The 20696-nt window shown below is 51.5% G+C and carries 21 protein-coding genes, 1 tRNA gene and 1 pseudogene; 9 read left to right on the top strand and 14 right to left on the bottom strand.

Features of this window, described 5'->3' with window-relative positions; genetic code table 11:
• Nucleotides 1–154 precede the first annotated feature (154 nt).
• The 3 genes from JD108_RS16570 to JD108_RS16580 are packed head-to-tail and all read left to right on the top strand — an operon-like array spanning nt 155 to nt 2056.
• Nucleotides 155–751: a bifunctional transcriptional activator/DNA repair enzyme AdaA gene (locus JD108_RS16570; protein ID WP_228728443.1), complete on the top strand. Its 597-nt coding sequence runs from the start codon at nt 155–157 to the stop codon at nt 749–751.
• Nucleotides 702–1220 carry a methylated-DNA--[protein]-cysteine S-methyltransferase gene (locus JD108_RS16575; protein WP_198827101.1) on the top strand — a complete coding sequence of 173 codons (519 nt, stop codon included), beginning with the start codon at nt 702–704 and terminating at the stop codon, nt 1218–1220. The genes JD108_RS16570 and JD108_RS16575 overlap by 50 nt, the downstream gene beginning before the upstream one ends.
• A gap of 17 nt (nt 1221–1237) precedes the next feature.
• Nucleotides 1238–2056 carry an SPL family radical SAM protein gene (locus JD108_RS16580; protein WP_198827102.1) on the top strand — a complete coding sequence of 273 codons (819 nt, stop codon included), beginning with the start codon at nt 1238–1240 and terminating at the stop codon, nt 2054–2056.
• Nucleotides 2057–2133: 77 nt separating this feature from the next.
• Here JD108_RS16580 and JD108_RS16585 read toward each other — a convergent pair whose 3' ends face one another.
• The 3 genes from JD108_RS16585 to JD108_RS16595 form a co-directional block, all read right to left on the bottom strand.
• A complete protein-coding gene (locus tag JD108_RS16585) occupies nt 2134–2835 on the bottom strand; it encodes a DNA alkylation repair protein (protein ID WP_198827103.1) in 702 nt (233 codons plus the stop codon).
• Nucleotides 2836–2870: 35 nt separating this feature from the next.
• The gene (locus tag JD108_RS16590) at nt 2871–3488 is read right to left on the bottom strand and encodes a DNA-3-methyladenine glycosylase family protein (RefSeq protein ID WP_198827104.1); all 618 of its coding nucleotides are present in this window, start codon (nt 3486–3488) and stop codon (nt 2871–2873) included.
• 248 nt (nt 3489–3736) lie between these two features.
• The gene (locus JD108_RS16595) at nt 3737–4324 is read right to left on the bottom strand and encodes a TetR/AcrR family transcriptional regulator (protein ID WP_198827105.1); all 588 of its coding nucleotides are present in this window, start codon (nt 4322–4324) and stop codon (nt 3737–3739) included.
• Nucleotides 4325–4446: 122 nt separating this feature from the next.
• Here JD108_RS16595 and JD108_RS16600 point away from each other — a divergent pair, with 122 nt between their 5' ends.
• Entirely contained in the window at nt 4447–4986 is a 540-nt protein-coding gene (locus JD108_RS16600) for a hypothetical protein (RefSeq protein ID WP_198827106.1), read from the top strand.
• On the opposite strand, the gene JD108_RS16605 is transcribed toward JD108_RS16600, so the two are convergent.
• A complete protein-coding gene (locus JD108_RS16605) occupies nt 4983–5336 on the bottom strand; it encodes a TipAS antibiotic-recognition domain-containing protein (protein WP_198827107.1) in 354 nt (117 codons plus the stop codon). The two genes, JD108_RS16600 and JD108_RS16605, sit on opposite strands and share 4 nt — an antisense overlap.
• Before the next feature lie 23 nt (nt 5337–5359).
• On the opposite strand from JD108_RS16605, the pseudogene JD108_RS22420 reads away from it, so the two are divergent.
• Nucleotides 5360–5560 (top strand): annotated as a pseudogene (locus tag JD108_RS22420) (SRPBCC domain-containing protein); the annotation flags it as partial.
• Between the two features lie 75 nt (nt 5561–5635).
• Nucleotides 5636–6133, top strand: a complete 498-nt coding sequence (locus JD108_RS22425; protein ID WP_228728444.1) for an SRPBCC domain-containing protein — start codon at nt 5636–5638, stop codon at nt 6131–6133.
• Between the two features lie 151 nt (nt 6134–6284).
• Here the strand turns inward: JD108_RS22425 and JD108_RS16615 are convergent, their stop codons facing one another.
• Genes JD108_RS16615 through JD108_RS16625 form a run of 3 tightly spaced genes read right to left on the bottom strand, consistent with a single transcriptional unit; the run spans nt 6285 to nt 8747 of the window.
• Entirely contained in the window at nt 6285–6425 is a 141-nt protein-coding gene (locus JD108_RS16615; RefSeq protein ID WP_198827109.1) for a hypothetical protein, read from the bottom strand.
• Nucleotides 6426–6447: 22 nt separating this feature from the next.
• Entirely contained in the window at nt 6448–7803 is a 1356-nt protein-coding gene (locus tag JD108_RS16620; protein ID WP_198827110.1) for a helix-turn-helix domain-containing protein, read from the bottom strand.
• Nucleotides 7804–7829: 26 nt separating this feature from the next.
• Nucleotides 7830–8747: a class I adenylate-forming enzyme family protein gene (locus JD108_RS16625; RefSeq protein ID WP_198827111.1), complete on the bottom strand. Its 918-nt coding sequence runs from the start codon at nt 8745–8747 to the stop codon at nt 7830–7832.
• A gap of 76 nt (nt 8748–8823) precedes the next feature.
• Here JD108_RS16625 and istA point away from each other — a divergent pair, with 76 nt between their 5' ends.
• Nucleotides 8824–10332 (top strand): IS21 family transposase, encoded by a 1509-nt coding sequence (gene istA / locus JD108_RS16630; protein WP_198827112.1) that lies wholly within the window; start codon nt 8824–8826, stop codon nt 10330–10332.
• Nucleotides 10329–11072: an IS21-like element helper ATPase IstB gene (gene istB, locus JD108_RS16635; protein WP_198827113.1), complete on the top strand. Its 744-nt coding sequence runs from the start codon at nt 10329–10331 to the stop codon at nt 11070–11072. Before istA ends, istB begins: the two co-directional genes overlap by 4 nt.
• 519 nt (nt 11073–11591) lie before the next feature.
• Here the strand turns inward: istB and JD108_RS16640 are convergent.
• The 7 genes from JD108_RS16640 to JD108_RS16670 form a co-directional block, all read right to left on the bottom strand.
• Nucleotides 11592–11993 (bottom strand): hypothetical protein, encoded by a 402-nt coding sequence (locus JD108_RS16640; protein ID WP_198827114.1) that lies wholly within the window; start codon nt 11991–11993, stop codon nt 11592–11594.
• Between the two features lie 169 nt (nt 11994–12162).
• Nucleotides 12163–12238: transfer RNA gene (locus JD108_RS16645), tRNA-Ala, on the bottom strand.
• 350 nt (nt 12239–12588) lie between these two features.
• Nucleotides 12589–14517 (bottom strand): copper amine oxidase N-terminal domain-containing protein, encoded by a 1929-nt coding sequence (locus JD108_RS16650; protein ID WP_198827115.1) that lies wholly within the window; start codon nt 14515–14517, stop codon nt 12589–12591.
• Between the two features lie 239 nt (nt 14518–14756).
• Nucleotides 14757–15986, bottom strand: coding sequence for an IS256 family transposase (locus JD108_RS16655; RefSeq protein ID WP_005837483.1), 1230 nt, complete (start codon nt 15984–15986; stop codon nt 14757–14759).
• Nucleotides 15987–16404: 418 nt separating this feature from the next.
• Nucleotides 16405–16965: a hypothetical protein gene (locus tag JD108_RS16660; protein WP_228728179.1), complete on the bottom strand. Its 561-nt coding sequence runs from the start codon at nt 16963–16965 to the stop codon at nt 16405–16407.
• 86 nt (nt 16966–17051) lie between these two features.
• Nucleotides 17052–17807, bottom strand: coding sequence for a hypothetical protein (locus JD108_RS22430; protein WP_228728180.1), 756 nt, complete (start codon nt 17805–17807; stop codon nt 17052–17054).
• A gap of 10 nt (nt 17808–17817) precedes the next feature.
• Nucleotides 17818–18528, bottom strand: a complete 711-nt coding sequence (locus JD108_RS16670; protein ID WP_198827117.1) for a hypothetical protein — start codon at nt 18526–18528, stop codon at nt 17818–17820.
• A gap of 397 nt (nt 18529–18925) precedes the next feature.
• On the opposite strand from JD108_RS16670, the gene JD108_RS16675 reads away from it, so the two are divergent.
• Nucleotides 18926–20638 carry an IS1182 family transposase gene (locus tag JD108_RS16675; protein WP_228728181.1) on the top strand — a complete coding sequence of 571 codons (1713 nt, stop codon included), beginning with the start codon at nt 18926–18928 and terminating at the stop codon, nt 20636–20638.
• The last annotated feature ends 58 nt before the right edge of the window (nt 20639–20696 follow it).

Genomic DNA, 20696 nt, shown 5'->3' on the forward strand with positions numbered 1-20696 from the left:
CCTATTCGCAAAAGCGCACAGGCGTTCCTTTTTGCGGTTATACTATTCGTGGAGGTGAAAGATATTTATGAAGCGGAATATGAAGAAGCCGGTGCATCCCTTTGGCCGAGATGAGCAGCAGGAAGAAGGAGGCCCCGGTGAGCTGACCGACGAAATGTGGCAGGCTGTCATCAGCAATGACGCTGCCTATGACGGCCGATTCCTTTACGCCGTGCGGACGACGCGGATTTTTTGCCGTCCCTCCTGCAAGTCCAGACCGCCCAACAAAGCCAATGTCGGCTATTTTCCCACAGCCGGCCATGCGCTGGCGGCCAGGTATCGCCCCTGCAAGCGCTGCAAGCCGACGGGGCTGCGGCTGCCGGATGAAGAGTGGGTGGCTTTGGTGACGGAATATATCGACAGTCATTACCCGGAGGCACTATCGCTCGGCCTGCTCGCGGAAATCAGCCACGGCAGTCCGTATCACCTCCATCGGACGTTCAAGCGCGTCACGGGCATCACTCCGGTGGCCTACATTCAGCAAAAACGGATCGAACACGCCAAGGAGCAGCTTGCGGCAACGACGAAATCCGTCGCGGAGGTCGGCAAAAGCGCAGGCATGCCCAATACATCCTATTTTATCACTCTGTTTAAAAAGAAGACCGGCTTCACGCCGGCAGACTATCGAGTAGCGATCCAAAAAGACAAGGAGGGATCGGAATATGCGAAACCATGCGAATTCCCCGATCTATTGGACAGTGCTGACGCATGAAGAGTGGACAATCCATCTGGCCGCGACGGAAAACGGCCTGTGCTATGTAGGGTCGCCCAACCGGCCGTTTGCGGAGATGGAGGCCTGGGCAGCCGCCCGGTTTGCAGGCTGCACATGGGTTCGAGATGATGAAAAGCTGCGTCCCTACGCCGCAGAGCTGCTCCAGTATCTGCAGGGAGAGCGAAAAAGCTTTACGCTGCCGCTCGATCACCGCGGCACGCCCTTTCAGGCGGCTGTCTGGGCCGCGCTGTGCCGCATACCCTACGGACAGACCACCTCGTACTCGGCGATTGCCAAAGAAATCCAGAAGCCTGCGGCCTCTCGCGCGGTCGGCGCCGCCATCGGCGCAAATCCTCTGCTGATTCTAGTTCCCTGCCATCGCGTCATCGGGAAAGATGGAAAGCTGACAGGCTATCGAGGCGGACTGGCAGTGAAAACAAAGCTGCTGCAAATGGAGCGAAATCCATGACGGGAAGTAGAGAAGCAATGAAAACAACGTATCAAAACAAATACCCAAAGTCCCTCTTGAATAAAGGAACCGGCTACCTCTCCGGCTACAGCCATTCGCTCAATCCGTACACCGGCTGTTCCTTTGGCTGTTCGTACTGCTATGTGCGGCAGATGCCGGTCTCGCTCTTTCGGGGAGCGGAGTGGGGATCGTGGGTGGACATCAAACGGGAGGCCGCTGTCCTTTTCGAAAAGGAGCTGCGCAGAGCCAAGGCCAAAGGACCTGTCACCATCTTTATGTCCTCCAGCACCGATCCGTATCAGCCCATCGAGCAGAAAGAACAGATCACCCGCTCTCTGCTGGAGGTAATGGTCAGCGATCCGCCCGATTTTTTATGGGTGCAGACCCGAAGCCCTCTCGCAGCGCGCGACATCGACCTGTTTCAGCGCCTCGGGGACAAGGTCCGCATCAGCATGACCGTAGAAACGGACCGCGACGAGATTCGCAAGCATTTTACCCCGGCTGCCCCGCCGATCGCCGCCCGCCTGAAGACGCTGAGGCTGCTGGCCGAGGCCGACGTACCCGCGCAGGCCACCATCGCCCCGCTCCTGCCGAGCAGCGAAGCCTTTGCCGACATCCTCCGGCCACTGGTCAAGCGCGTCTGTCTTGACGACTATTTCATGGGAGACGGCAGCGGCGGAAAACGGACGCGGCAGTTGGGGATAGAACAGCTGTACAAGCAGATCGGACTGGAAGAATGGTATCAGCCGGATGCCTTCCGGATGGTGTACGAGCGGTTGAGAGCGGTGTTTTCCGAGGAGGAGCTGTTTCTCAGTCAAAAGGGATTCGAACCTTAGAGCCCGGCCACGTATGGAATGTGATTCCTCTGCGGGGCCGGGTGCTTCATGCGGCCGGGCTTTTCTATGCAACCGGGCTATTCTATGCAATCGGTCTGCTTTCTTTTCATGCGGCGGATCGCCTTTTTCGTCTCGGCGTCCACCCGGTGGGATTCTGTGATCTTTTGCAGCGCTTTGTTGTAGGTGAAGGTGTCGAGGCGATTGTCGCCCAGGTAGCGCATGGTCCGCTCCGGTGCCCGCACAAAGCAGATCGAGATGGCCCAGGCCACCGCCATTTTCGCGTAATAGCCCTCGTGCCGGATGATGTCCAGCCGCTGCAGGATGTCTTCGAGACAATCGTCTTCCACGTAATAGATCAGCAGCATGACCACAGCAAAGCGAACCTCGTACTCCCGCTCCGACGTCAGGTAAGGCTGCAAAAACTCCCACACCCGCCGCTTATTCGTCCGGGTCATCTTCAAGCCGGCGCAAAAGCTGTCGCATACCGACCAATTATCGATTTTGGGCACAAAATTGGCGACGGCTTGCAATATCTCCTCTATATCCGCCTGGGCATAGCCGATCACCATCCCCTGCAGCATCACTTCCTCAAAATAGTCGCTCTCGGCCTGCTCCAGATAGCGGCGCCACTCTCCCTTGGCGATCGTTTTTGCCAGTTTGCGCAGCTCCGGCAGCCGCACGCCCAGGACGTTGTCGATCGTGGGCAGCAGTGATGCCGAGAACTTTCGATAGTCTTCATCGGCCAACTCCCGCAGCCGTTGCTTGAGCGATTTTTCCACTTGTCTGCTCCTTCTCGCCAGGAATGCGCGTCATATCATTCAAAAGAAATTTCCCACAGATAGATGGAAGCAACCGTCCCGTGCGGCGAATATCTCTGCCGGAAGCGGTCAAACTGCTCTTTCGTCAGTGTCTCGAGGCCGTATGGCTTCATCATGCCGCGCCGTATCGCGATATCGCCCCAGCTGACCACATCGGGACGCTCCAGGGAATGAATCAGCAGCATTTCAGCCGTCCATCTGCCGACACCGGGCAGCGCCGTCAGCTTGGCGATCACCTCCTGATCGGACATGTCTCGCAGTTCGTCCAAATGAACATCGCCTTGTGCGACGAGACGGGCGATGTTGTGGATGCTGACCGCTTTTTTCATCGTCATGCCGCAGCGCTGTATTTCGTCAGCGGACAGTCCGGCCAGCCGCTGCGCCGTCATTTCTCCGCAACGATCCTGGAGCCGCTCCCAGATCGTCTGGGCCGCCTTGGCCGAGATCAGCTGGCCGACCATCGCATGGATCAATGCCGCGAAGAGATCGGGAATGACGACACGCTCCAACCTGCCCAGGCGAGTCAGGGCTTCCCCCATCACGGGATCGGCGGCTGTCAGCGAGTCGATCTCCGTCTGGCCGTAGTCGTAGGATTTGGTTCTTACCTTTGGCACTTGAGAGTCCCTCCTGCCGTTTCTCAGCTTTTCGCCAGGTTGTATCGCCGCTGCTGCCATCATATCCTGTGCGGCGCCGGCTTTGCACGCCATCTCGAGTAAAAGAGCAAAATTTCGAAAGGCGCAGTTTTCGATTCGCCCTGCCGGCGCAGCTTTCATCCGCCCTGCACACATGCAAACAGAAAAAGGCGGCCCTTTCGTTGTCTTATGACAACGGGACTGCCTCCTAGACAACTTTTTGCGCCCGATCAATCTCGGCAAATCGAATCGATATGGTGAGTGAGGACCTGGACGATGCGCTCCTGGTCCAAACGCCGGGGGTCGAGCATCGCGTGCAAGGCCAATCCGTCGACCAACGCATACAGCCGCTCGGATTCGATCTCTTTGTCCACATCATGCCGGAGCAATTCAAGGCTGTCTATGAATTGGATCAGCTTGCCGATCCCCGCATGCAGTCCGTCATCCACCTCGGCAAATGATTCTTCGTTGTATTTGCGGTGAAAGACAAAGGCGAACCATACCTCCATTTCAGCCATTTTGTCCTCATCCACGGGCACGAGCTCCAGCAGGATCCGTACGACCTTTTCCTTTGGCGGCAAATCGCATCTGGTGATCGCCTCGACCCGCGCAATGGCCCGCTCCTTGACGAGATTCATGGCAAAGGCAAGCAGCTCATGCTGGGAAGAGAAGTAGTGGCGCAAGGCCCCGAGAGACAAACCGGCTTCTTCGGCGATGTTTCGCACAGTCGCTCCTCTCATCCCTTGATTCAGGATGACGCGCCAGGTCGCTTCGGCAATATGAATTTTTCTTTCCGTATGATCCACAATTTTTGGCATGGCCTCATTTTATCACAGGAAATATACTAGCTCAATTAAATAATACAGTTGTATTATTTAAAAACCGATGGTATACTCATTTTGTTTATTCATCCATCTGTATCGCAAAGGGGAGCAGGAGATTGAATTGGATCGCATGGATTATTATTGCGAGTGAGATCTTGTTTTGGATCGTGATCCTCGCGGGTCTCATCGCCCGTTACATGCTGCATCGAAAGAAGCTCGGGTTTATTCTGCTCGCATCCACACCGCTCATCGACTTCATATTGCTCGTGGCGACCAGTGTTGATTTGTACCGCGGTTCCATCGCCACGCAGGCGCACGCGCTCGCCGCCGTGTATATCGGGGTATCGCTGATTTTTGGCAAGTCCATGATCCAATGGGCAGACGAACGTTTTCGCTACTACGTGACAAAGCAAGGATCACTTCCCCCCAAACGATACGGCCTCGATTATGCCAAGCATTATTTCAAGGGGTGGATCAAGCACCTCTTCTCCTATGCGCTGGGGGCCGGGATCCTGTACGGGCTGGTCGTTATGATTCAAGATCCGGGCCGCACGGAAGCGCTGGTCGGGATGCTGAAATTGTGGACAGTGGTCCTGGCGATTGATTTGGCGCTTTCCCTTACGTATTTTATTTGGCCGAAAAAAGCAAAGGCTTAGCTGCTCGCATACGCATCGGCTGCAGCCGCGAGATAGTAAGCCAATCCCGTTTGCTGGCCTTCCAGCATACGCAAATGAAAGTCATCCTCCAGGAAAAAGCGCGTTTGCAATGCGAAATCCGCAGCAGACAGTGAATGCCCCTGCTGGTTCAGGAATGCCAGATGGCTGCGGATCGCATCGAAGACGTGCTCATCCGTGTGTTTGACCCCTGCTTTCAATGCCCTCCCCATCTCACTCATAAAGACAGCTGCTTGGGATGCCATTTCGTTCATAGCCTCGCTGTCAATCTGAACAGATTCAAGCAAGTCAAAGTCGTATGCTTGTTTCAGATGTTCGTTTTGCTCCCGCAAGGCATCCTTCCTGGAGTTACGTTATGCACGGCCCGGACGGCACTGATTATCCGAACAAGATTACGTTCCTTGAGATGGATGCGCCGGAACGGCTCGTCTACGCTCACGGGGACGATGAAGACGATGAGCATTTTCGGGTAACCGTCACCTTCCGCCAAGAGGAAGACCAGACCACCACGCTGACCATGCGGATGCAGTTCAAAACGGCAGAGCTGCTGGAGCAATCCGTCAAAGAATACGGGGCGATCGAAGGCGCAGAGCAGACGCTGGATCGACTGGAGGAGCAGCTCCCGAAAGTCATGCTGATCCGCGCGCAGGGACAGACCTTTGCGATGGAGCGTATCTTCGATGCACCACGGGAGCTCGTCTTTCAAGCCTTTTCGCAAGCCGAGCACTTGAAAAATTGGTGGGGGCCACGAGGGTGGACGCTTCCTGTCAGCGATCTGGATTTCCGTCCGGGCGGGACTTGGCATTATTGCATGAAATGCGTTGATCCGAACCAAGGGGATTTCTACGGCTTCGAATCTTGGGGCAAATCGGTCTATCATGAAATCGTCGAAGGGGAAAAAATCGTCTACATCGACTACTTCTCGGACGCAGAAGGAAATGAATCGAAAGAGTTTCCTTCCAGCAAGACCACCCTGCGCTTCTTCGATTATCAGGGCAAGACCAAAGTCGTCAGCGAAACGCTCTACGATACCCCGGAAGCACTGAAGACTGTCATCGATATGGGGATGGAGCAAGGCATCACAGAAACCTGGGATCGTCTCGCCGAGCATCTGCAGTCCGTTCAATAATAAATATAGAAAAAAAGGAGGCTCCGCTTACCCGGACCTCCTTTTTACCTTATTCGTATATCGCAAAGATTCTCTCTCGTTCTATTCCGTCATCTAGCTCCGTGCTGCTTGCTTGCCACTCGGCGAAGGCTCGCCGGAAGGTGCTGCCTGATCAATGCCCAGGATCAGCATCCAACGGGGTAACGATTGGCGGATTGAGTTGTTTGGAAAGATCTGCGTTTACCACGCTCATGGAGTGCAGAGATCCGATCAGGCTTAAGGACAATACCAGGGATGCCATCACTTTTTTCATAACAAACACCTCTCCCTATTTTTCAATTTTTACCACCAATCCTATTATACACATTATAGAGGGCTTCTACATACCTAAAATTTATAAATTTGGAATTTTTTATAAAATGGGACAAAATCTCATTCATACAGGCATGAATCTCTTCCCATGCACGCACCGCTCCAAATTCCTGCAAGCTCAGGCAGTAGCTCTCCATCCCTTGATCCGCCTGTCCCGTGCTCATCAGATAGTTTGCTTTTTGCCGGTAGTACCTGCCGAGTGAACGATGTTTATAAGGGGTTTCCGGCGCTTCAGGCAGTATTTCCGGTTCCTCTTTAATGATCGCCGCACAGGCGTCTTTCTCTCCTAATTGCCAATAAATATCGAATAGCTCATTTACCACGTGAATGCGGTTATCCCGGCTAAGTTCGCGCCTGCAGGCTTGCAGAAGAGGAATCGCGGCCTCGAACTCTTTTTTTCTTGCTTTGGTTACAGCACGGGTGATCATCGTAGATTCCATAACGAAGTCGTACTCATACGTTTCAAATTCCTTCAGATGTTCTTCCACCGCATCATAATGGCCGAGCCGCGAAAACGAGTTAATCATCGCCAAATAGGCTCTGGCTTTCAACTCGCTGGTGCTGCGATCTTCCATGAATCCCGCCTGGCTATAGGAAATACATTTCTCGTATTTTTTTATATTATGGGCATGCAGGGCCATCCGATAGTAAAAGACGACTCTTTGTTCCGGGGATAGAAAATCTACGTAATGCGTAATTTCCTCTCCATGTTGAAAAGTGTCTTCCAAACGGAAGAAGTCTCGACGTTCGATCAGATACGATTGCAGCAGGCCTTTGGCGATATACTGCGGAATTCCCCGTTCTCTCGCATATTTGACGATCGTGTTGTACAGGAGGATTTTGACATCCACTGCGGAAATGCGATCCGCTGTAGTGTATAGAAGCTGCAGGGCCGAGTAGGAATCTTGTTGCGGGGATTGCAAGATTTGCAAAGCGATCTTGGAGATGAAGGAAAGATTGGATCGTTCGATGGCTTCCAGGAGTATTTCGTGCAGCACTTCTACCCTCTGCTCGATTTTGAGATAAGGTTCAATCATTTCTTCAAATGGGATTTGAAGCGCGCGGGCAATCGCTTTTGTCGTCTTCAATCCAGGGCGCCGGGTATCGCCGTTTTCGATTTTGGAGATGACGCCCTTGTTGAGTCTTGCCCGATTTGCCACCTCAGACAACGTCAGGTTCGCCTCTTTCCGGTATTTCTGGATCAGCTCGCCTATCGTTGTGTAAGATAGCACCTCTGGTACCGTCATCCGCCCACCTCCCAATTTATGGTTTTTAAAAATTTTATCATCTTCATTTATTTTTGTGAATAGAAGATCCATTCCTCTGCATGGCACCCGGCAGCCGTTCATTCCCCTGTTTGCCGCAGCCGCTTCTTGTCCCGCTTCCCTGCGTGCGTATAGGAGATCCGGTCGACGAAGACGATCTCTCTCGGCAGCTGATGCCTCGCCACTCTGGGGCGCAGCCAGTCCAAGAGTGCCTCCGCGCTTGCGTCCGCGTGGGGAACGGGCTGCACGAACGCTCTCAGCCTTTGCCCATACATCTCATCCGGTACGCCGATCACAGCCACATCCTCCACCAGCGGATGCTGGCTGAGCATCTGCTCCACCTCCAGCGGGTAGACATTCACACCGCCAGATACAATCATCTCATCCGTGCGTCCGCATAAAAAATAGTACCCGCGCTCATCCCGGTAGCCCAAATCCCCTGTCTCGATCCAGGAGCCATCCCAATTCCGCATGGACCATCTGTTTTTGATGCAAATTTGACCGATCTCACCGACGCCCAGCTTATTCCCGCGATGATCCCGCACCTGCAGCCGGGCACTGCTGATCTTTTTGCCGATCGTCTGCGAGGCAGCCTGCAAATCCTGGGGCGTCGCGATGAGATTCAAGCCCGCTTCCGACGTCCCGTACAAGTTGTACAAGACTGGGCCTAATTTGCCGAACACCTCGGCCACCAGCTTGGGACTCAGCGTTGCCCCGCCTGATGCGATGCAGGAAAGCGACTTTAACGCCGCGGCATCTTGCTTTAGCATCTTGGCCAGCATGGTGGGGACGACGGTGACGATATCGACAGCATGCTCCTGGATGAGAGCGCATGCCTTTGCGGGGGAAAAGCCGGGGGTGAGCACGACTTTTTTGCCCAGGGCGATGCATAACAGCAGAATCGCGATGCCATAGCCGTGATAGAGCGGCGTCGCGATGTAGGCCGCTTGGCAGCGCAGCAGACGCAGCCTCGTCAGCAGCGCGGGTACATCGCTCATAAAAAAGTTGACCACCTGAGCACCTCTTTCCTGTATCTTGTAGTTGTCTAGACAACAAGATATAGGAGGAAAGGAAATGCTTCAGATGGCTAATTATGAGTTTATCAGGAAACAACACTTTCTGCTAGGGAAGTCGATTCGTCAAATTTCTCGCGAAACTGGCTACTCTCGTCAAGTGATACGAAAAGCCTTGACATCAACGGAAATCCCTGTATATCAGCTTTCAAAACCGAAACCGAAGCCAGTCATTGATTTTGTCAAGCCCATCATCTTGGAATGGCTGCGTCAAGATGAACAAGCTCCCCCGAAGCAGCGTCATACTGCCAAACGTATTTACCAGAGACTCGTTGACGAACATGGATTCACCGGCGGTGAATCTACCGTACGAAGATACGTCCGAGAGTTGCGGGTTTCTCCTCCTAAAGCATTTGTCCCTCTCGATTTCCCGCCAGGGCGATTTGCTCAATTTGACTGGGGTGAGGTTACGGTTCATTTACAAGGGAAACAAGTGAAGGTTCAAGTTTTTTGTATGCGTTGCACATACAGCAGAAAGATTTTCATCAAGACATTTGCTCATCAGAAGCAAGAGGCTCTTCTCCAAGGTCATGTAGATGCTTTTGAATTTTTCGGTGCAGTTCCCCAAGTCATCACATACGACAACCTGACAACAGCCGTTAAGAAGGTATTGGAAGGCAAAAATCGCGAGGAACAAGAGCGATTTATTCAGCTACGTGCGCACTACCTGTTTGAAAGCTATTTCTGTGATCCGGGAAAAGGGCATCAAAAAGGCCAAGTGGAGAACCTCGTACAGTTTGCCCAGAGGCAATTTTTTACACCTGTGCCTAGTGTTTCTTCTCTGGAGGAGCTAAATCAAATCCTCCTCGAAAAATGTATCTCTTACGAGAATACAACCGTTCCCCGGTCTTCGCTAACGGTTGGAGAAGCATTTGTTCAAGAGTTGCCCATTATGCTTCCATTGCCTCCACGGCCATTGGATTGTTTCCGTGTTGTACCCGTGAAAAGCAATACGCTATCCATGATCCACATTGAAAAAAATGCCTATTCCGTCCCGGTTTCCTATGCTTCGACCCAACTTGCTTGCCGGGTGTTTGCTGAAAAAATTGAAGTGTATCACGGAAAAAGCCTGATTGCGACGCATGAGCGGTGCTTGGAAAAGGGAAAGGAGATTTTGCAATACGATCATTATCTGGATTTACTTCTTATTCGCCCAGGAGCAGTTCTTTATGCCAGACCATTGCATCAGGCAGGACTACCTGCCATTTACCAAAAGTTCTTGGACAAGTGCCGTAACCGACCAGGAGGGATGAAGGAGTTCGTTCGACTCTTGCTTTTGCACCGTGAATTCGATACTTCTCTCGTCGAAGAAGCACTGGGGGAGGCCTGGCAAAAAGGGATGTTCCAGTATGATGCCGTAAGGCAATTATTGCTTCAGCGAACGTTGCCAGAACACCGTCTGCCCCAACTCTCGTTGGCGGAGGATAGCTCTGTTCCACGTATTCAGGTAAAGGCCCCAGATCTTAGCCAGTACAATCGTTTGTTACAGAAAAGGAGTGTGGTTCATTGAGTACGAGTTTTCTGCTTGAAACCTACGCGAAACGCCTTCGCTTACCTGCGATGAAACGTGTCTATAAGGAAATCGCCCATGATGCTTCTGAACGGCAAATTCCTTACGAGGAGTTCCTCTTGGCACTACTAGAGCAAGAAGTTCAGCAAAGGGATGCTAACCAAATCGCAAGTCGCATCAAGCACGCCAAATTCCCTTCTATGAAAACGCTCGATCAATTTGAATTCTCAGCGATCCCGTCTCTCAATAAGCCCAAATTGCTTCAACTGGCTCGTTGTGAGTACATCGAAAAGGCTGAGAACATCATGTTTATCGAAAACTCTGGCACTGGCAAAACTCATCTCTCCATTGCACTCGGGAAGGAAGCTTGCCATCATGGCTATTCCGTTCAGTTTTGGACTGCCGCTAAAATATGTAACGAGCTTATGGAAGCTCAGTCCCAAAAGCGAATCCTCCAGCTAGAGAGGCAATGGTTGAAAACGGATTTGATTATTTTGGATGAAGTCGGGTTTGTCCCTCTGAGTCGGACCGGGGCGGAGTTATTATTCCAATTTTGTGCGGCCCGCTATGAGAAAGGAAGCATGATCATTACCAGCAATCTGGAATTTACGGAATGGACACAGATTTTCAAAGATGAGCAAATGACGTCAGCCCTGGTTGATCGACTTACCCATCGTGCCCATATCTTTGCAATGAATGGAGACAGTTATCGCTTTAAGCAGAGCATTCAAAGATCGTGATCATGAAAAAGTTACCCACCCGACGGGTGGATTGATTTTTGCCATGGTGGTCAATTTTTTGATGAGCACGGTGGTCAACATTTTGATTGACATTCACATATGTGAAGAGAGGAGGACAGGAGCCTATGGATCTCCCTCTGCAACGAACCAACAAAAAATCGCCGGATGAGGCAATCCTTAACCGGCGATAGTGGGTCAAAATAAAGTTGTTATGGCCACAAAGTTATATCCATTTCTGCTCGTATGATACAAATTTAATATATTATCCTTTCAATTTCGTACAATAGATCCCAGATTCTAGTCTTACGATTTCATTTTTCTTTAATCTCAAATACTCCCAAACAGGCTCAGCAAATCTTTGATATTCTGTTACCTCATTAGTTTCTCTATTCACCATACAAATTCGGTAATTTCCCATATCACAAACGAATATCCCCTCCTCATATACAGATACACTCTCTGGATGATCAAAAACTGTTGTGTTCCATTCCTCTCCTATACATTGCTCCTCCTGGAAATCTAGCAAAGAATATTTTTGATTGTATGTGCGGTAGGGTAGGCACACCATATTGAATTACCGTCAAGTGCTATGTCGTATACGGTATTAAAGGGGTCTTCAAATGTACGGAGAAGTACACCATGTACATCAAAGTGATGAATATTAGAGGATTGGAAAAAGGATACGTATAAAGAACCATCTGGAGCAAATTCTGAATCGGTTATATTATCTCCAAACAATTTCACAACGTGTTCATATGCACTGCCATATTTGATTTTAAAGTATTCCGTTTTACTTACTTCAACAATGTTCTTGAAATTAAACCTGTAGTAGCCTAAATCCTCACCATACTCTCCTAATTTGTTGAAAAGAATGGAGTCACCATCTTTTATCAATGCCCACCCATCAGCAATAAACTCCACTCATTCTTCCCTCCAATAAAAAAATCCGATCTCACTCTATTGGTTATCCCTATACCAAGTTTTGAAAATAGTTTCCTTCTAAACACCCAACCAACATGTTGAGTGGGGGTTTGTCTTTCACAAACAGCAAAAAACCCTCGATTTCTCAAGGGTTCTACGATCGTATGTATGGTGGAGCATAGCGGGATCGAACCGCTGACCTCTACACTGCCAGTGTAGCGCTCTCCCAGCTGAGCTAATGCCCCATATGTACAAGTCGTGTTTCTCGCTTACATTCTGAAGTATAGCACATCAAAAAGTATGTTGCAACTAAAAAATTGATCTTTCCCTTCTATTTTTTTGCACAGTCCTGCTCCTACCCTGTCTAGGTCACGGGCATGATCCTGACGTTCTCCTGATGATCCTCCCAGCACGTAGATACGATCTAAAATTCCCCTTGCCGCGCAGTGGGACGGACTCGGTTCGTCATGGCACCGACAAGGGGGATTATGTTATTCCATTGCTGATCGCCGATATTGCGAGGATTTTTCACCCTATGTCGCTCACGGCCCGCTTCGCACGGACGCTGGTGCTTGTCCTGCTCTATTTTCCGGACTTACTCGTTGCTGATCACAACCGAGTTGGAATACGGGTCCCAGCCTACCTTTGCGCCCAGCGCTTCGCTCACAAAGCGGATCGGCACCATCGTCGTATCGCCGTTAAAGAGCTGTGCCGGCACGTCGAGATTGATCTTCTTTCCGTTTTTGTACGCGACCTTGGAGCCGATCGTCAATTGGATGATGTTGTCGTCTTTCGTAGCCGTGACGGTCTGGGTCGCTTCATCCCACTCTACCTTTGCCCCGAGGGCTTCAAAGATTGCACGCAAGGGAACGAGCGTACGGCCGTCGATTTCGACCGGCGCTTTGGGGAATGCCTGCAGCTCGCCGTCGATGAAAATGACAATGTCCTTGGTCTGGTTCACCGTGAGGAACGTCGGCAGGGAGACAGCCCAATCGCCGCTTACCGGATCGACCACCTCGATGACGACCGAGTAGCCCCCCGTCGGCAGATTCAGTTCCTTCCACGAGAAGAACGGATTTTGCGGGTCCAGGGAGACGCGCTTCAGCGACTTGCCGAATTCATCGTAGACCACGACATACCACTCGTACTGGCTGTACGCCGCTTTCCAATTCACTGTAATGCTGATGGATCCGTCGCTCTTCACCTGAATGCTGCCGGGAAACGATGCGCCGCTGGGGATGGGGAACACCGCCGTCGAGCTGCTTTTTGCCTTGACGGTCCAGGAAATTGCGGAAGAATACGTCCGCTTGCCGCCGTTTACCATTTCCAGCACCAGTGAATATTCGCCCTCCGGCAGGGAGAGGCCTCTGCTGGAAATTGTCGGGTTTTTCAGGTTGATCGGAATGCGTTTGACCACTTTGCCTTCCGCATTCTTGATGACGAGCGTAAATCTCGCCTTTGCATAGGCGGAGGTGATCTCCAGTCGAATGGAAATCATGCCGTCTTCGGACACCAGAATTTGGCCGGGGAAGGTCCCGTTTACTACGCCGCCGCTCCCCGGGATACCGCCGCCGATGCCTCCAGTGCCTAAGCCCGTACCAGTGCCTCCACCGAGGCCACCTGCACCTGCGCCAGCCCCGGCGCCTCCGCCGATACCGCCTGCACCTGCACCTCCGCCGATACCGCCCGTGCCAGTGCCTGCCCCCCAGGCCGTGTCTGTCTCAGAAATAACGAGCACGGCCGTTTCGGAGCGAAGCACGTCTCGCCCGTCGATTACTTCCAGATAGATCGTATATTCGCCGGGAGAGAGATGGAGACTGCCCAGCGCCAATTTTGGATTTTGGGGATTGATGGTGATGCGCTCTACGATTTCATCGTCCTCACCCATGATGACCAAGACCCATTCGGCTCTGGCCGACACGGCGTTTTTCTTGATCGTAATCTGGATGGTGCCGTCCTTGCCTACCTTCAGCTCGCCGGGGAATGCCCTCTCCTCCCGGGTATCCGGCACATCGAACGTCCATTCCTTGGAATATTGCACCTTGGTCCGATCAAGCATAATGACTGCGGTGTTGCTCGCTCGGACGACCGCGATGTAGGTGCCCGGCGGCAGATCCAGCGCGTCGGCCGAAATCGTAAACTGGAGGGTTTTCACCTCGATGTACATGCTTTGCCCCGAAGGATGCAAAATCTTCTCCTGGCCGTTCTTTGCTCTGGTCGTGACCCCAGCGTCCAGTTTCCCTTTGCCGCCCTTCCAGATGGCGATTTCGCCGCGCTGTTCTCCGTCCTCATCGCTCAGCAGGAGGGAGACATTCGATTCAAAACGGGAGTCGACCACCACGGAACCGGATAGATTGCCGTTTTTCTCGACGACCAACTCCTGCAGCACAGGGGGATACGCGTAGGTGGAAACCAGTGTCGCCGTATCGTACTGGGCATGCGTATAAGAGGGAAATACGCCCGCCGCGAGGACCAGCGAAAGGGAAGTGAGGACGATCGTACTTTTGGTAAAGCGCTTTTTCATGCTGTCAGACTCCTTTTCGATCAAGTCCATATTTGTGTGTAAAATTGCCCTCGGTTAGAATGCCCCCTTCCGTCCCCCGAAGGGGGAGACGCAGGGAGCACACCCCCTGCACCCCGTCACTCGCCGTATGGCAGGCCCAGCAAGGGATTGCTGGGTTTTTCAAAAGTGTGTTTCATTCAGCCTGTCAAGGCTAAAAATGGAACGCTTCGCGGCCTTGACAGGCTTAGATGCGGTGTTTATTAGCCGATGCGAGTGACTTTGGTATGGGAGGAGATTGGGGATTGTCCTTGACGCCATTCAAGATATTCTGTCATGTCCAAATACTTTTTGCCGCTAGCCCATTTCTCGTCCGTTTCCATGAGCAAGGCCCCTATCAAGCGGATGGCAGACTCTCGATTCGGAAAAATCCGAATCACGCGTTCACGGCGGCGGATTTCCTCATTCAACCGCTCCATCGGATTGGTGGTGCGAAGACGCTTGCGGTACTTTTCCGGTAATGCCAAGACGGCTGTGACATCTTCGAAGCCTGCTTCCAGGACAGCCATGGCCTTCGGCGCTTTCGTTTCATACTCCTCCAGTACCTTCTCTAACAGCATCCGTGCCGTCTTTGCATCCGGTGCCTCCAGAATGGGGCGAATCCGGCTATGAATCTCGTCCTGCAAGGATTTGGGTGTGGCGTCAAGAATGTTGCGCATGAAGTGCGTCTGGCATCGCTGCCAGGTCACCCCTTGGAAGTTCCTGCGGATGGCTCGAACCAACCCTCCATGGTCATCCGACACAATCAGATCGACGCCTTTAAGCCCACGGCTTTTCAGCCAGCCAAAAAATTCGCTCCAGCTGGCCTCCGACTCGCTGTCGCCGAGCATAACGCCCAATACCTCCCGGTATCCATCGGCATTGACACCGATCCCGATGAGAGCGCCCCGTGACCGCACCCGCCCTTCTTCGCGTACTTTCAGGTACAGGGCATCGACGATGACAAAGGGGAACGAAGAATCGTGTAGCGGACGGTTGTTCCAGGCGTTCACGATAGGATCCAACCGTTTGCACAGATCGGACACGGTCGATTTGGAAAACTCCGTACCGCACAATTCTTCTGTGATCTGGGCCACCTTACGGGTAGACACACCGTTGACGACCATCTCCATGAGAGCCAGCACCAGTGCCTGTTCGCTGCGTTGATAACGGGCGAACAACTCGGTGGAGAACTTCCCGCCGCGAATGCGAGGGACACGAAGCGTGATCGTACCGACACGTGTAGTCAATTGGTGTGGGTATGTACCATTTCGATATGCTTGACGCTCATCTGTCCGTTCGTAGGGTTCCGCCCCCAACTGTTCGGTCGCCTGTGCCTGCAAGACTTGGTTCAATACGGATTCCAACAACTTGGCCACTCCCGAATCCTGTGAATTGCCGAGAAAAAGCTGATGCAAAAGTTGCGAATCTACGGTAATCTGGTATTGAGCCATTTCAAATTCCCTCTCCTTCGAATGTTGTCTAGTCAACTTCATTCTAACCGAGGGGGATTGAAAATGGCTCCCTTATTTTTAGAGAGATGCTGTTTTTACACAATTATACGGACTCAACTCTCCTTTTCTCGGATAAAAAGATATCGATAATGTCTTGTCTCGGGCTTGGGAAATCTTTTTCCTGCCCCACTCTTTCTTTATCGGTTGGATCCAATACTGTTTTTAGGTATTTCCACCTAATCTTTTAGTCCCTCTTTAAAAAGCAATGGCCTCGCCAAGTTGTTGGCGAAGCCTTCGCTGAGCTGTTTTTTGCGGCGAGGATTGTCCGGTTTTTTTGATAAGTAGGGAGGGCTGAGATTTTTGCTTCCAGCATTTGAGTTCATTCGGCACTGGGTAGCCCCCACCACAATAGAACCGACTATTTGATTAATTCCATTAATTTTTGATAAACTTCTTCTGCATCACATTTGTTTTTAGAATTTTGTAGAAGATTTTCCAAGAAGTCTTCGATGAAATTTTTGATAGTGGATTCAAAGATGCCTAGTGGTACATATTCAATTCCAATTGGATTAATGAATGAAATTCCTTCCGAAGAGTAAGTTAATTCATTATTCCAAGCAATCTCTATTTTATCGTTAACCCTTCTGAAAAATACATCAGGCAAAAAAGAACCTGCTCTATTTGAAAACCAAGAGTGTTTAAACTCCCATTCTTGCTTTGTATCGAACCAAGCATCAAATTCATCATCGTCGTCTGATTCAAACAACAGACAATTATCCAAAAGTTCAAGTGAGTGTTGTCCTTCAACAGGGAGGGGGAATGGTTCTTCACTCAAAATGGACTTTAGATTTTCGCTAAACCATTCGACAATGTGTATCAAATTCCATTGATAGGTAGTTTCGTTATCCACTCTTTTATATCGACAGACATCCATCCCACGTACAAATAATTCAAACTTCCCCCATGTTTCACCAGTCAAACTGATTTCATTAAAAGGGTTATCTTCAAACTCATATTGAATAGCAAATGTGTTCTTATCTCCAAAAGTCCTCAGAAAGAAGCACCTCACTTGTTTTTTAATAGTTTATTGTACTCCACCTTCGTAATCTTACCATCTTTAAGCAACTGTCTTAAAACATCAGCAGGAACTTCTTTAGCAGGATTCGTAACTTCGTATGGATGCCATCCTGTTTCTCCATCTGGTTGAAATTTAATAAGTTTACCCTCATAAATGTTGTAAAGTTGCTTGTTCTTTGATGAAGAGTAAGCTGTATCCAATAATTTTTGCCCTGTTTCAGCGTCCGAAATTGGATTTGGACTCCCCCATCCACTTTTAGGGTCATGTTTAGGGCTAGGCTCATATGTTCTCTTGGGAATATCACCCGTCCCCTCAGCCCCCTGCACTAAACCGCTCTTACCTCCATTCGGCTCAGACGTTTGCGTAACCTTCCCCGTCGCTTTGCCCATACGTTTGATTGAGCCCGCCACTGCCAGAGGAAATACAGCCCCCATATCGGGCAAATCTCCTCCGTCTTGCGCCGCTTTCACAGCAACATGTAAATAAGCATTCTCAATTGCTTCTTTCCGCAGTTCTTCCGGGACAAACGCAATCACCTTTGCCGCATCCTCAATATCCATGCGGTTTTCGTCTGCCCATGCCGCCACTTTTCCGCCCCAATATTCGACGCGCTCGCCATGCTCGTATGTGGGGTAGATGAACTCCTCATAGAGAGCCGGATTTTTCTCCCGATACTGTCCAATGAAACCCCAGGCAATCGCACCGTCCGCTTCCCGCAAGATCCCCTGCTCATCCCGGTACATGCCCCGGTGCTCATCTCCGTACCTGGCCTTTCGATACGATACGGGATCCTCCATCTTGCCCAGCAAATGATACGGCTCTCTTTTCTTCGTGGCCGCCATCGCCCGGCCCGGACGGACGACTGCTTGCACTGCCGAACTGATCTTGCTTCCAGCCGCCCGTGAAAAACTCATCAGACTGCCGCCTGCTCGGCTTGCCAGTAAAGTGGCATTCTTTCCGGCTTGGCGGAGGAGGTTCGTCATTTCCCGTGGGGACTTGCTGTTTCTCACGGCGTGGCCGGTCCCCGATGCGGCACTGCCCGCGCCTCGGGCTGCTCCTCCCGATGGGGCCAGCCCTGCTCTCGTTCCTATCCTGGCAACAGCGCTCCGCCATGCGTCTTTGGCCCGCGTGGCCGCTCCCGCAAGTCCGCCTCGCGAGGCACTGCCCGCTCGGCCGGCCGCTGTCGTCGCAGGGGCCGCTTTTGTCCCCGGATGGCCCCGCACTGCCGGATCCGCCCGGCACCTTCCCGTCCCAGCCGGCCGCCGCATACCGCGAATACAGCACCTGGAAGTTTTGAATTTCGTGGGGGGCGACGCCTGCCCCGCCGCCGCCTCCCCTGATATGATCGCGCTCATCTGCACGCAGCATGTTCGGATTTGGCTTATCCGCGGCAATCGCAGCGAAAGGCCCCACTATCCATACAACCAGCATGATCAGCACATGCTGCTTTCGACGAATGACCATGGGTCTCCTCCCCTGCCCGTCTTTCACCGATAAAAGCCTCTCTTCCATATGGTAGTATTTGGATATTGGTGGCGCATCCTGCCAAAGTATGAAAAGCGATAGGCATTTCGGGATGAATACTCCAGGCGGACATACGATGCCAGGAGGACTTTTTGCACCCTTCGCATTCTTTAGAAAGAAGAAAGGGGCTGTCCAGAAAGTCAGCATAAACTGACTTCTGGGCGCCCCGTTTTTGTTGAATGTAAAAAATAAGCACAAAAAAACCGTCTTTTCTTGTAAAATGGAAGTTACCACACTACCAATTCAAGAAAGGACGATTTTCTTGCGTAATCGGACGACTACTAATCATGATTATACCATGCAACTGGCTCTTCCTCTACAGGATGTGGAAGAAAAAATGATGCCCACGCGACATCTTGCCCCTACCTTCAAACCGTACGATAACAAGCAGGCTCAGATGATTCTGGATTTGGAGATGTATGTTCCCACCCATCATGTGGCTCGTGTCATTGATGAAATGATCGAAGCCATTCCGGATCAGCAGTTGTTTGCTCATTACACGGGCGGAGGCCGCAGTTCCTACCATCCCAAAATGATGCTTAAGGTGATCCTTTACGGCTACTCACAAAAGGTTTATTCCTGCCGCGGTATTGAAAAGCTGTTGCGTGAGAACCTCCCGGCCATGTGGCTGGCGGCGATGCAGCAGCCTGACTTCCGTACCTTGAACGATTTTCGCGGCGTGCGCATGAAAGCGTTCATGGACGAACTGTTTGAAACGATGATCCGCAAGCTCATCGCGGACAACTACATTTCGATGGAGCAGTACTTTTTGGATGGCACAAAGATTGAAGCCGATGCGAACAAGTACTCTTTTGTGTGGAAAAAATCCACGCTTCGCTTCGAGGAAAAGCTCAAGGAAAAGGTGCAGGCCACCCTTGCGCATATTCATACGCTCACGCAGCAAGAAGCTGGCGAATATGCAGCGGCAGACCCGGAAGAGCTCCCTGCCAAGCTCGAAGAAGCAGCGGCCGTGCTGGAGGAAAGAGTCGAAGGCTTAACCGAACAGCTCACGCAGACCAGCGGCAGCGAAGAGCGGAAAGCCTTGCGCAAAGCGCGCAGTGCCTTGAAGAGGCCGCTGAAACAGATTCGGAAGGATTTCCTTCCTCGCTTCGCCAAGTATGAGCAGCAGAAAGCCTGCTTTGGCGATCGCAACAGCTACTCGAAAACCGATCCGGACGCCACGTTTATGCGCATGAAGGAAGATCACATGAAAAATGGCCAACTGAAGCCAGGCTACAATGTGCAAATGGCCACGGAAAACCAGTTTGTTTTGTTCTACAGCATCCATCAGCGTCCTACGGATACACGATGCTTTATTCCGCATATGGAGCGATTGGCGGCGTCTTCGTTGCCGATGCCCAAAACCGTGATTGCCGACGCTGGCTATGGCAGCGAGGAAAACTACTTGTATGCGATGGGCGAAGAAAAACAGCCGCGATTTGAGTTTCTCATACCCTACGGCAACTATTTGAAGGAGAAAACCCGACGATACCAGAAGGACATCCGGCACGCTTCCAACTGGACGTATGAAGAGCAGGATGATCGCTTTGTTTGCCCGAATGGTCGATACGTTCGCTTTAAGAAATACCAGACGAAAAAAAACGCTTCTGGCCTGGAGCAAAGCTTCAAGATCTATGAATGTGAGGATTGTAGCGATTGCCCGCTCAAGCTCTCGTGCACCAAAGCAAAAGGGAATCGCCAGGTACACTGGAACACGATATGGGAAGAGTTAAAGGCAAAGGCCAAAAGAGCCCTTGAGGATGACGAGAAGTCCGCGATCTATGCTCGGCGTAAAGTGGAGGTAGAAAGCGTGTTCGGTCACCTCAAGGGCAACCGGTCGTTCCGACGGTTCTCCTTACGGGGGCTGGACAAGGTTCACGTCGAGTTTGGGATTGTGGCATTGGCCCACAATCTATTGAAAGTGGCAGGCATCCGCCTCGCTACTTTCCTGCAAAAGCAGCCGCACAAAAAAGTTGGACGGAAAACATTACGTTTTTCCGCCCAACTTTTTATTTTGGGGACTTATTGGACAGCCCCCTTTTGGTGTTAGGATTGTTGCCTTCGGAGACTTTCCGCTACGAACCGGGCGAAATCCTCAGCTGGGCTTC

Source organism: Brevibacillus composti, from assembly GCF_016406105.1.
Lineage (GTDB): Bacteria > Bacillota > Bacilli > Brevibacillales > Brevibacillaceae > Brevibacillus > Brevibacillus composti.